10 protein-coding genes are annotated in these 12,473 nt (G+C 52.5%); 5 read left to right on the top strand and 5 right to left on the bottom strand.

What is annotated here, in order from left to right; all coding sequences use genetic code 11:
- Positions 1-365 precede the first annotated feature (365 nt).
- The 3 genes from JJB97_RS13260 to JJB97_RS13250 form a co-directional block, all read right to left on the bottom strand.
- Complete coding sequence (locus JJB97_RS13260; RefSeq protein ID WP_238714471.1) at positions 366-671, bottom strand: DUF1161 domain-containing protein; 306 nt, start codon at positions 669-671, stop codon at positions 366-368.
- A gap of 172 nt (positions 672-843) precedes the next feature.
- Positions 844-1,404 carry a spermidine N1-acetyltransferase gene (gene speG, locus JJB97_RS13255; RefSeq protein WP_238714470.1) on the bottom strand — a complete coding sequence of 187 codons (561 nt, stop codon included), beginning with the start codon at positions 1,402-1,404 and terminating at the stop codon, positions 844-846.
- A gap of 213 nt (positions 1,405-1,617) precedes the next feature.
- Positions 1,618-1,962 carry a DUF1283 family protein gene (locus JJB97_RS13250; RefSeq protein WP_317978176.1) on the bottom strand — a complete coding sequence of 115 codons (345 nt, stop codon included), beginning with the start codon at positions 1,960-1,962 and terminating at the stop codon, positions 1,618-1,620.
- A 259-nt stretch (positions 1,963-2,221) separates the two neighbouring features.
- On the opposite strand from JJB97_RS13250, the gene manD reads away from it, so the two are divergent.
- The 4 genes from manD (at position 2,222) to JJB97_RS13230 (ending at position 8,019) form a co-directional block, all read left to right on the top strand.
- Positions 2,222-3,436 (top strand): D-mannonate dehydratase ManD, encoded by a 1,215-nt coding sequence (manD, locus tag JJB97_RS13245; RefSeq protein ID WP_238714469.1) that lies wholly within the window; start codon positions 2,222-2,224, stop codon positions 3,434-3,436.
- Between the two features lie 543 nt (positions 3,437-3,979).
- Positions 3,980-4,993 carry a Zn-dependent oxidoreductase gene (locus JJB97_RS13240; RefSeq protein ID WP_238714468.1) on the top strand — a complete coding sequence of 338 codons (1,014 nt, stop codon included), beginning with the start codon at positions 3,980-3,982 and terminating at the stop codon, positions 4,991-4,993.
- A 66-nt stretch (positions 4,994-5,059) separates the two neighbouring features.
- Positions 5,060-6,457, top strand: coding sequence for an MFS transporter (locus JJB97_RS13235; protein ID WP_238714467.1), 1,398 nt, complete (start codon positions 5,060-5,062; stop codon positions 6,455-6,457).
- 92 nt (positions 6,458-6,549) lie between these two features.
- Complete coding sequence (locus JJB97_RS13230; protein WP_238714466.1) at positions 6,550-8,019, top strand: mannitol dehydrogenase family protein; 1,470 nt, start codon at positions 6,550-6,552, stop codon at positions 8,017-8,019.
- 145 nt (positions 8,020-8,164) lie between these two features.
- Here JJB97_RS13230 and JJB97_RS13225 read toward each other — a convergent pair whose 3' ends face one another.
- Together JJB97_RS13225 and ydfG are read right to left on the bottom strand one after the other, a co-directional pair.
- Positions 8,165-8,848 (bottom strand): GntR family transcriptional regulator, encoded by a 684-nt coding sequence (locus JJB97_RS13225; RefSeq protein WP_238714465.1) that lies wholly within the window; start codon positions 8,846-8,848, stop codon positions 8,165-8,167.
- An 89-nt stretch (positions 8,849-8,937) separates the two neighbouring features.
- Positions 8,938-9,684 (bottom strand): bifunctional NADP-dependent 3-hydroxy acid dehydrogenase/3-hydroxypropionate dehydrogenase YdfG, encoded by a 747-nt coding sequence (ydfG, locus tag JJB97_RS13220; RefSeq protein ID WP_238714464.1) that lies wholly within the window; start codon positions 9,682-9,684, stop codon positions 8,938-8,940.
- 139 nt (positions 9,685-9,823) lie between these two features.
- Between ydfG and dcp the strand changes: the two genes are divergently transcribed.
- On the top strand, positions 9,824-11,872 hold the full coding sequence (gene dcp, locus JJB97_RS13215; protein WP_238714463.1) for a peptidyl-dipeptidase Dcp: 2,049 nt from the start codon (positions 9,824-9,826) through the stop codon (positions 11,870-11,872).
- The last annotated feature ends 601 nt before the right edge of the window (positions 11,873-12,473 follow it).

The following is a 12,473-nucleotide window of genomic DNA, read 5'->3' as shown; positions in this document are numbered from 1 at the left end:
TTCCCTCAAAGTGATCTACTATTTGGCGCAGCTATTTAGTTGACGTCTAATACATTGCAGCGTGCTGTCTTAGGAAATGGCTTAGGCATAACGTTATACCCATCAGAAAACCACAGCTTTATACTTTTGTTCATTTTAACAATAGCCGCCCTTAAGCATCAGCAAGCGTCGCGATCCTGGCTCAATGCGTTGAGTTATTGTCCTGTTGTTAATTACGCCGATACGCTTTCATTGAAAAGGCCATTTATGTCTGTCGGGGAACGTCAGGCGCTTTTCATTTGCTCAGAAGAGCGAAGACGCACATTTGGCTTGTATGCCTGGTAAAGAGAAAACGGGGGTGCGGCGCACCCCCGGAGGATTGAGGATTATTGCTGCGGCTCAGGATTTCCGGCATCGCGCGCGGCGCCCCCGTTGACAGCGTGGTTGCCGCTGGCGGTGCGTGTGTAAAGAATTTTTTGCGTGTCGTTAGCGCAGTGACCAACAACCTGTGCATCGGGCTGATTTGCCCGATCGCCAGGAACTATGCGTAGTGTAAAATTCGCTTGCGGTACGCCGTTATTGATAATGCGCTGTTCAATATCCGTTTTGACTTTTTCACATGAATTCTGCGCGCTGAGCGCCGGAACGGCTGTTGCAAGCAGTAATACGCCAGGCCAGACAGAACGTATCATTATCGTTTCCTCAGGTTGAGTATGAGAGGGAAGAATAGCAGACCGGTCAACAATATTTGTACCGGGCTCATGCCATAACGGGCTACCTTTTGTGCTATCCACTATTTTTAGCCGGGCTGAGCGTATCCGGCTGCGGGCAATGGGGCATACGTCCTCAGGAGTAACTACAACGCTACTGTGCGGTGGGTTTGAGCAGGTTGCCATCAGGCGCTTTATGCCCGGCCAGATACTGATGCTGGAAAATACACATTCTGATAGTGTTGCGATACTCGCCGTTGATAAAAAATTCATGGATCAGTTCGCCTTCCACCATAAATCCCAGTTTTTCGTAAATATGAATGGCCCGCGCATTTTCTTTATCGACAATTAAATACAGTTTGTAGAGATTAAGCACGGTAAAGCCATAATCCATTGCCAGCCGGGCGGCAGCGGTGGCTAATCCTTTACCCTGGTGCTCCGGTGAAATGATTATCTGAAACTCCGCGCGACGGTGAATGTGGTTGATTTCAACCAGCTCGACCAGCCCGGCTTTTTCTCCGTGACATTCCACTACAAAACGGCGTTCGCTTTGATCGTGGATATGCTTATCGTAAAGATCCGTCAGCTCAACAAATGCTTCATAGGGCTCTTCAAACCAGTAGCGCATGACGCTGGCGTTATTATCAAGCTGATGAACAAAGCGTAAATCTTCGCGCTCAAGCGGGCGAAGCCTGACGTGAGGAGCGGTGTACATACAAGTTTCCTTCGTGCAGAACGGCCCTGAAGGGCGGCTTCAGTTTGCTGACAAAGTGGACAAAACGCGGCGTTAACCGCTTTGTGGCTATCAGCCGTAACATAACCCCCGGCTTTCCTGATTTAACTTCCCGTTACTTCCCGTTATTTCAGGCCGAATCCGTTCGGCCCGGCGAGTGCTAATAGCCTCACGGCTCCGGGATGGCCGTGAAATTCAGGGCGCTATCGTATGTCCTGTGCGGCGGTCAAGGCAGCGCTCTGTGCCTGGTTCCCAGTAGGCATTAACATTAGCGCTTTTAAGACAGTTATCGCGCGCATCGAAAGCCGTATCTGTTTTATCCCACTCTTTTTCCGCACGGCGATTCATTTTCTGGCGTAGCGAGCGGGTATCGTTCCACTGTTCTTTATCCATTGCCGCCTGCTGGCGAGCGCTGGCGTTGTCGCCGGATTCGATTATCAGTTTATTGGTCTGCGCCTGGGTTGGTGCGCTCAGCAAAGCCGCAGCGGCAAGGGCCACCGGCAACAGCACCAGGGCCAGACGGTTACGTAATGTCGTCACAGTGATTTCCTTATTTAAGTGCGTTGTCTGTATGGGACGCCATGTTACCGCATTTATGCCGCGCCCCGCACGTTTGCATTAACTTTTTCCGCAGTGTTTGAAAGCGCGGAGCGACCGCTTTTTGCAAACATTGGTTTGGTTGCTGCTTATTCTGTGATTTAACGCTATTTTTTGTTTATTCATACTTGTATGGTAGTAAGCGGTAAGTTAATTTTTCACCATTAGAACTACGGAAAGCAAGCTGTTAAGGAAATTATTCATGAAGATCACCAGGGCTGAAGTGTTTGTTACCTGTCCGGGCCGTAATTTCGTTACGTTGAAAATCACTACCGACGATGGCCTGACCGGACTGGGGGATGCAACGCTTAACGGACGTGAGCTGTCGGTGGCGTCTTACCTGCAGGATCACCTTTGCCCACAATTGATTGGGCGCGATGCGCATCGCATTGAGGATATCTGGCAATTTTTTTATAAGGGGGCTTACTGGCGCCGTGGGCCGGTAACCATGTCGGCAATTTCGGCGATAGATACGGCGCTCTGGGATATCAAAGCGAAAGCCGCAGGTATGCCGCTCTACCAGCTTCTGGGCGGGGCTTCGCGCGATGGCGTGATGGTGTATTGCCACACAACCGGGCACAGTATTGATGATGTTCTGGAAGACTATGCGCGTCATCAGGAAATGGGGTTTAAGGCAATTCGCGTACAGTGCGGCGTGCCGGGCATGAAAACCACCTATGGCATGGCAAAGGCGAAAGGGCAGGCCTATGAGCCTGCTGTTAAAGGGCAATGGCCTGAAGAACAACTGTGGTCGACGGAAAAATATCTCGATTTTGTGCCGAAACTGTTTGATGCGGTACGTAACAGATTCGGTTTTAACGAACATCTGCTGCATGATATGCATCACCGCCTGACGCCGGTTGAAGCCGCACGCTTTGGAAAAAGTATTGAAGACTACCGTATGTTCTGGATGGAAGACCCCACCCCGGCGGAAAATCAGGCGTGTTTCCGTCTTATTCGCCAGCATACCGTCACGCCCATTGCCGTAGGCGAAGTATTCAACAGCATCTGGGACTGTAAACAGCTTATAGAAGAACAGTTGATTGACTATATCCGTACCACTATTACTCACGCAGGGGGGATCACGGGTATGCGTCGCATTGCTGATTTTGCCTCGCTTTACCAGGTGCGTACCGGCTCTCATGGCCCATCGGATTTGTCGCCTGTGTGCCATGCCGCGGCGCTGCATTTTGACCTGTGGGTACCCAATTTTGGCGTACAGGAATATATGGGCTATTCCGAGCAAATGCTGGAAGTTTTCCCTCATAGCTGGCGATTTAAAGACGGCTATATGCACCCGGGCGATAAACCGGGGCTGGGTATTGAGTTTGATGAGAAGCTGGCCTCGAAATACCCCTACGAGCCAGCCTGCCTGCCCGTCGCCCGCCTGGAGGATGGCACGCTCTGGAATTGGTAGGCTGCCAGGAAAACAGGCAACGGCGCTAAGGCGCGAGGGCGTATCGCGCCTGTTGTGAATGACATGTTTGAATCGGGCAGCGCGCATCGGAGTGATATCCGCTTTATTTATACGACCGTAGCGCTGAAGACATCAATAAAACGTTTATTGCGGCGATGCGCAAATACAGTCTGCCGTGACAGAGAATAGCTTTAAATTTTTAAGAAAATAAAACTTAACTTTTGCGGCTGGCGTAACTGGGGATTTCATCGGGAAGAAATATATATGTATTGTGAGATACACGCTTTTATTGCAGTGGTTTTGCCGCAATCAGGTGTGGGGAAGTTTCGTTAATTGTAGCGTACCGGGTTTGGGCTGCTAAACCAAAAAACGAGTGCGTGTATTACTTACTAAGCGAACAGGCGGCTGTGCTGGATTTTATTACGTTAATAGGATTGTTCGTCAACATGAGCCAAAAAATATTCATTGCCGGGCGTAAAAATCTTATATAGCGGAACTGAAATTACTGCACGCCATGCAAGCGTTTATTCACAGGAGTAGAAAATGAAAAGTATTGTCGTACAGCAACCCGAGCGCCTTGTCATAGAAGAGCGGCCGCTGCCGCAACCCGGGCCGGGCGAAGTGCGTATGCGCGTTAGCCGCGCAGGGATTTGCGGTTCAGATGTGCATATCTGGCATGGCCATAATCCCTTTGCTCGCTATCCGCGTACTATTGGTCACGAATTTTTCGGCCATATAGACGCGGTTGGTCAGGGCGTGGATGCCGCGCGGATTGGCGAACGTGTGGTGGGCGATCCGGTATTAAGCTGCGGGCACTGTTATTCATGTCAGGTAGGGCGCCCGAATGTGTGCCGCGAATTACAGGTGATCGGCGTGCATCGCGACGGCGGCTTTAGCGAATATATCACACTGCCTGCGAAAAACGCTCACCAGGTGCCGGCATCAATTGCGGATAATGAAGCGGCGATGATTGAGCCATTTACTATCGCTGCGAATATCTGTAGCCAGTTGCAGCCTGCTAAAACAGATATTGCGCTGGTTTACGGCGCAGGCCCGATGGGGTTGACTACGATACAGGCATTACGAGGCGTGTATGGCGTAAAAAGGATTATCGTTGCCGATCGTATTGATGAACGTCTGGCAATGGCGCGCGCCAACGGCGCTGACTGCACGATTAACAATGCGAAAGACGATCTCGGCGCCGCGCTGGCGCAACAGGAAGCGCGCCCCACCTTAATCGTCGATGCTGCCTGCCATCCTTCCATATTACCGCAAGCTATCGCGCTGGCATCGCCTGCGGCACGCATTGGCATTATGGGATTTTCCGCTGAACCGTGCGTCATAAGCCAGCAGGAAATTACCAGTAAAGAACTCAGCATCTTTAGCTCGCGGCTAAACAGCAATCGCTTCCCAATGGTAATTGAGTGGATGTCGCAGAAAAAAATCAACCCAACGGCATTAATTACCCATCAGTTTGCATATACCGACGTTCTGGACGCTATGGAGGTTTTTGAAAAGGATCAGAAACACTGCTGTAAGGTTTTGCTGACGTTCTGAATATCTGCCTTTATACCCGAATCTTTGCGTAATTCCAATAATGATAAATGACAGAGAGTATTTATTATGAATCATTGCGATAGTACAAATAAACCCGAGCGCGATACCTCGGACCTGGTAAAAGCGGCCGTGTCCGGCTGGCTGGGTACTGCACTGGAGTTTATGGATTTCCAGCTTTATTCGCTGGGCGCCGCGTTGGTTTTTCACCAGATATTTTTTCCGGAACAATCTGCGGCAATGGCCCTCATTTTAGCGATGGGAACCTATGGTGCAGGTTATGTAGCCCGTATTGTCGGCGCTTTTGTTTTTGGTCGCATGGGCGACACGATTGGCAGAAAAAAAGTGTTGTTCATTACCATTACCATGATGGGCTTATGCACCACGTTAATTGGTGTATTACCTACTTATGCGCAAATTGGTATTTTCGCGCCTCTGCTGCTGGTTACTCTGCGTATTATTCAGGGGCTTGGTGCAGGCGCGGAAATATCCGGAGCGGGCACGATGCTGGCGGAATATGCGCCAAAGGGAAAGCGCGGTATTGTCTCCTCACTGGTAGCAATGGGCACCAATTGCGGAACGCTGACGGCAACAGCAATTTGGGCCGTTATGTTCTTTGTGCTTGATAAAGAACAGTTGCTGGCGTGGGGCTGGCGTATTCCTTTCCTGTGCAGCGTAGTTGTGATGATTTTCGCTATCTGGTTGCGTTTAAATCTGAAGGAAAGCCCGGTATTTGAAGAGGCGCAGAGCGTTGAAAGACACGCTGGCGCTGCCCGGTCAGCAGATGACAGCTCGCTGAGCGCCATGTTACGCAGTAAATCGTTCTGGGTGGCAACCGGGTTGCGCTTTGGGCAGGCGGGTAATTCCGGGTTAATTCAAACCTTCCTGGCCGGTTATCTGGTACAGACGCTGCTGTTTGATAAGCGCATTCCTACCGATGCGCTGATGATCAGTTCTGTTATAGGTTTTTTGACCATTCCGCTACTGGGCTGGCTTTCCGATAAACTGGGGCGCCGGATGCCGTATATTGTACTGAATATTGCCGCAATTGTGCTGGCATGGCCGATGATTTCTATGCTGGTGGATAAATCTACGCCGGTAAGCGTGATTATGGCCTGTCTCATTCTTATCCATAATGTTGCTGTGCTTGGTCTGTTTGCGCTGGAAAATATCACGATGGCGGAGATCTTCGGCGCGCGTAATCGCTTCACGCGTATGGCGATTTCTAAAGAGGCGGGCGGCCTTATCGCCGTTGGCTTTGGGCCTGTGCTGGCCGGTATTTTTTGCAACATGGCGAATGCCTGGTGGCCAATTGCCGTCATGCTGATGCTGTACTCCTTAATTGGTTTGCTGTCAGCCATTGTGATGCCTGAAGTTTGCGATCGCGATCTCGGTGCGCCGGAGGATGCCATAAAGAGCGCTGAACCCCGCATTGCAGGTCAATCGGCCCGTAATCGTTACTCCTGATTATTTTGCGGCGGCAGGTATGCTGCCGCCATTCTGTCGTCGCATCCCCGAAACATGGAGGATGCGTTTTGTGCATTCAATTGAGTTAAAGCATGAATAAAATACTTAGCCATGCTCGCGCAACGCAGCCTGATTATGACCGTAATCGCCTGAAAAGCCGGATTGTTCACCTTGGCTTTGGCGCGTTTCACCGTGCGCATCAGGCTGTCTATGCCGATATTCTCGCGGCGGAACAGGGCAGCGACTGGGGATACTGCGAAGTTAATCTTATCGGTGGTGAACAACAGATTGCCGATTTAAAACGGCAGGATTTATTGTTCAGCGTGACGGAAATGTCTGATCAGGCCTGGAACAGCCGCGTGGTCGGCGTGGTGAAAGAGGCGCTGCATGCGGATGTTGACGGCATTGAGGCGGTGCTGGAAGCTATGTCGCGCCCGGAAGTCGCCATCGTTTCTCTGACGGTGACGGAAAAAGGATACTGCCATTCGCCAGCCAGCGGAGAACTTATTGCGAATCATCCGCTTATTCTGGCGGATTTGCAAAACCCGGATGCGCCGCGCTCGGCGCCCGGCGTGATTGTGGCGGCGCTGGCGCGACGCCGGACTGCCGGACTGCCGGGCTTTAGCGTTATGTCATGCGATAATATGCCGGAAAACGGCCGCGTAACGCAAAGCGTGGTGCTTGCCTACGCGAATTTGTGTGATCCGGGGCTGGCGCAGTGGATTGCGCAACATGTTACGTTCCCCTCCACAATGGTGGATCGCATTGTGCCTGCCGTTACGCCGGAGATACTGGCGAAGATAGCCAGCCAGACGGGCGTGGAGGACCCCGCTGCGGTAGCCTGCGAACCCTTCCGCCAGTGGGTGATTGAGGATAATTTCGTCGCCGGGCGTCCCTGCTGGGAAAAGGCGGGCGCCGAGCTGGTTTCTGACGTACTGCCGTTTGAGGAGATGAAGCTGCGCATGCTTAACGGCAGCCATTCATTCCTGGCATACCTTGGTTATCTTGCGGGTTACGCCTGTATCAACGATTGCATGAAGGATGATAACTTTCGACGTGCTGCGTACAGTCTAATGCTTGACGAACAGGCCCCCACGCTCAGTGTGAAGGGCGTGGATCTGATACGCTACGCTGAGTCGTTGATTGAACGCTACAGCAATCCAGCGTTGCATCACAGAACATGGCAAATTGCTATGGACGGAAGCCAGAAATTACCGCAGCGTATGCTTGATGCGATTCGCTGGCATCTGGCGCGGGATAACGCCTTCCCGCTGCTGGCATTGGGCGTGGCGGGGTGGATGCGTTACGCAGGCGGGGAGGATGAGCAAGGGGAGCGCATTGAGATCTGCGATCCGCTGCTGCCCGCCATTGAAGAGGCCGTGGCGAACAGCGCGCCGGCTGGTGAGGAGCGGGTCAGGGCGCTGCTGGCGCTGACGGCAATTTTTGGTACCGGCCTGGCGCAAAATTCGCGCGTTGTTGATGCGCTACAGGAGGCTTACAACGCGCTGCTAACGCATGGCGCGAAGGCGGCCGTGGCTGATGTGGTTTGCCGCGTGCGTTAATTTTCCGCAGCGGCGTCCGCCGTCTTCAGTTTGATGGTAAAGAGGGCAGGGTTTTGCCCTCTTTATATTGACCGGTAAACAATGCGCTGGTTTTTCAGGGCAAATTTGTCCATTCCGCCGGGAACGGCGCGCTCTCCTTATACCCTCATTCTTCATTAAACCAGTCGAGATTATCCTGACGGATGAGCAAAATCGTTTCACTAATTTCGTGTAAATGTCGTTGCATAGCGGCATCCACTGCGGCTACATCCCGCTGCTCAAGCGCATGAAAAATAGCGTAGTGTTGTTCAATCAGCCGATCCGGAGGCGATACATGTTCAAGGCTCATATAGCGAACGCGGTCAATGGTTGCCTTGATGTTTTCTATGGTATCCCACGCCAGTGAACAATCGGCTATATGGGCAAGCAACTGATGAAAGTCGTCATCCAGAGCGAAAAAGTCATCCTGCTGGCGGTGGTTGATGGCGCTACGCTGTTGTTGCAGTTTTTGTTCAAGCAACCACAATTTATCGTCATTTATCAACGTTACGGCGCGTCGAACAACCGCGCGCTCAATAGCTTCGCGTACAAAACAGCCGTTACGCACCTGGCGTATGGAGATTTTGTTAACGTAACTGCCTCGCTGTGGGCGGATCTGTATCAGCCCGTTCTCAGCCAGCTTAATAAAGGCTTCGCGCACTGGCTGGCGGGAAACGTCAAAACGCACTGACACTTCTTTTTCAGACAGTGGCGTACCGGGAGGGATCAGACACTGTACGATGTCCCTGCGCAGGATACGGTAAATTTGCTGGTTAACAGGCTGGACTGGATTAAGCGTTTCGGCGGTCATGAATTTGTCTGGATGAGGGTGGGTAACGGGTTAATTTTACCATCTTTTTCCTGAAGAACCCATCCCGCCAGGCAGGATGGGTATAACCGTTACGTTCTGTGTACGCTCAGACCAGCCCAGGTCTGGCTGACCGGCATCATTTCCAGCGTATTGATATTCACATGTGCCGGCAGCGTGGTTACCCACCAGACCGCCTCAGCGATATCTTCCGCTGTCAGCGCGTTGCTGTCTTTATAGGTTTGCGCCACTTTTTCTTCATCGCCTTTAAAGCGCACGTTTGAGAATTCAGTTCCGCCTACAAGGCCCGGTTCAATGTCGGTTACGCGCAGCGCGGTGCCGTGCAGATCGGTGCGCAGGTTGAGGCTGAACTGGCGAACAAACGCTTTGGTGGCGCCGTAAACGTTGCCACCCGCATAGGGCCAGTTGCCCGCCGTTGAACCCATATTGATGATATGACCGCGGTTACGTTCGACCATCCCCGGCAGTAGCGCGCGGGTCATAAAGACCAGGCCTTTATTATTGGTGTCTATCATTGTTTCCCAGTCATCGATATTCGCGCGCTGCGCGGGCTCCAGCCCCAGAGCCAGGCCCGCGTTATTTACCAGCACATCAATTTCGCGCCAGTCGGCGGGAAGAGACGCTATGGCCTTTTCAATGGCGGCGCGGTCACGTACATCAAGCTGTAGCGTCAGCAGATTATCGCCCAGTTCCTCTTTTAATGCCTGTAAGCGCGCCCGGCGGCGACCTGTAGCGATAACACGGTGGCCGCCGTTGACAAAGCGGCGTGCGATACATTCACCGAAGCCTGCGGTAGCGCCAGTAACCAGAATAATCATCTCACTGTTCCTCAATGTTTTTGCGAGCGCCTTACCTTACCACGCACGCTGTAGTTTGGGAGAGCCGGATGCGAAATCATTGCTCTGCATGACGGGCGCGCATAAGCTTAAGGTTTTGTGCCCGCGTTTAAGGAAAAAAATGGCTGCTGAAACTCCTTTTTCTCAAATAAGTCTACTGCCGTATCAGGCGCCGTGTTTTGACTGCATCACCATTGCGCATTATCGCCCGGCATTTAGCGAAGCAGTACAACGCAAGCGGGAAGAGCTGGCGGCTATCACCGGCGATGAAACGCCGCCCAGCTTTGACAACACCTGTCTGGCGCTGGAGCGCAGCGGGCAAATGCTGGCGCGCGTGTCCGCCGTCTTTTTTGCTATGGCGTCAGCGCATACAAATGATGAAATACAGGCGCTGGATGAAATATTCTCCGGTGAGCTGGCCGCGCTGAATGATGAAATTTATCTCAACGAGACACTGTTTTCGCGCATTGATATGCTCTGGAGCCAGCGTGATACGCTCGGGCTTGACGCAGAATCCCTGCGTCTGCTGGAGGTGATGCACCAGCGATTTGTGTTGTCCGGAGCACGGCTGAATAAGCAACAAAAGGCGCAGTTAAAAACGCTGAATAAAGAAGTTGCGCGTTTGTCCAGCCAGTTTAACAGCCGGTTGCTGGCAGCAACCAAAGCGGGCGGGTTAATATGCGACGATAGCGCCCGGCTTGACGGGTTAAGCGAGGCGGAAATCGCCGCTGCCGCAGACGCGGCCGGGCGCAAAGGTTACCGTGACCGCTGGTTGTTAAACCTGCTCAACACTACACAACAGCCGGCGTTGCGCAGCCTCACGGATCGCCAGACGCGAGAAGCGCTGTTCTGCGCGGCCTGGTCGCGCTGTGAGAAAAATGATGCCAACGATACCCGCGATATTGTCGCCCGGTTGGCGCAACTGCGGGCGCAACAGGCGCAACTGTTGGGTTTTGAAGACTATGCCAGTTGGAGCCTTGCAGATCAGATGGCAAAGACACCACAGGCGGCGCTGAGATTTATGCGCAATATCGTGCCCGCAGCTACTGCCCGTGCCCGGCATGAACTGGCGGCGATTCAACAACGGATCGATGAGCAGCAGGGCGGTTTTGACGCCCTGCCCTGGGACTGGGATTTTTATGCCGCCCAGGTGCGCAGCGTCCGTTACGAACTTGATGAAAACCAGGTGCGCCCCTACTTTTCGCTGGAAAATGTGCTCCAGCGCGGGGTGTTTTATGTCGCAAACCGGCTGTTTGGCCTGACGTTCGTTGAGCGTTTTGACATTCCTGTTTACCACGATGACGTGCGCGTGTGGGAAATTTTTGATCGGGACGGATGCGGAATAGCGCTGTTTTATGGCGATTTTTTTGCCAGAGACAGCAAAAGCGGTGGAGCATGGATGGGGAATTTTGTAGAGCAGTCCACGCTGCTGGCGCAGGCGCCGGTCATCTATAATGTTTGCAACTATGTGAAGCCGTTGCCGGGGGAACCTGCGCTGCTTTCCTGGGACGATGTCATTACGCTGTTTCATGAATTTGGCCACACTCTGCACGGGCTGTTCGCCCGACAGCGCTATGCCACCTTGTCGGGTACGAATACTCCGCGCGACTTTGTGGAATTTCCTTCGCAGCTAAACGAACACTGGGCCAGCCATCCGGAGGTCTTTGCTCACTATGCGCGCCACTATCAGAGCGATGAATCGATGCCTGAGGCGCTGCGCGAGAAACTGTTTCGTGCGGCGCGTTTTAATAAGGGCTACGACATGACCGAACTACTGGCGTCGGCGCTGTTGGATATGCGCTGGCATCGCCTGAGCGCCAGTGAACCGCCGCAGGATGTCAATGTATTTGAGGACGTAGCGTTGACGCAGGAAAATGTGAAGCTGGCTGCCGTACCGCCGCGTTATCGTAGCAGTTATTTTGCCCATATCTGGGGCGGCGGTTACGCGGCGGGCTATTACGCGTATCTGTGGACGCAAATGCTGGCCGACGATGGCTTTAAATGGTTCGAAGAACAGGGCGGATTGACGGCGCAAAACGGCGAGCGGTTCCGGGAAGCGATTTTATCACGCGGCAATAGCTGTGATTTATCAGCGCTTTATCGCGAGTGGCGCGGCCACGATCCGGCCATCGAACCGATGCTGGAAAACCGTGGGTTGACGGATGATTGATGTTTTGCAGGAGTAAAAAAGCCGGGATTCCTTCCCGGCTTTTTAGTGTGAAAATTCTTTCTCCAAAACTTCTCCAAAACCTTTCTCCAAAACGGTACAAAAAACGAGCTGTTCACAACACGATTTTTACCCATTCAGCGCCACGATTATCATGATATTTTGCGGTGGTTCGTTCGTTACGATGTCCCAGCAATAACTGAGTATCGATCCCCTGCTATGAATACAACCGTTCAGTTAGTGAACGTTGCTCATAAAAGGTGGGAGGTTTTTTAATTTTTATGCCAGCCAGTTTCACCGCTTTGGCGAACGCCTGGGAAATGCCAGAAACTCCCACTGGATCACCTATTTTTATCCGGCTGTTCGGGCGTGAGTGGTGCAACAGATACGGGCTGACCACTCTGTCCCGGCACCGTTGAATTACATCACCGAGTGATAAGCCAGAGCATCACAATAGAGCGACAACGGCAGCGCCAGCTTCATTCCAGTTTTTTCCTGCTCCACATGTAGATAATCATCCCACACCTGGCGAAACGCCGTAGACGCAATGTCGCCACATCTTTGACCGGTTAAAGCACTGATTGAATGTGGTATCAGGAACGGG

The organism is Tenebrionibacter intestinalis (assembly GCF_016632365.1).
Taxonomy (GTDB): Bacteria; Pseudomonadota; Gammaproteobacteria; order Enterobacterales; family Enterobacteriaceae; genus Tenebrionibacter; species Tenebrionibacter intestinalis.
This window is presented reverse-complemented; position numbering and strand designations above follow the sequence as displayed.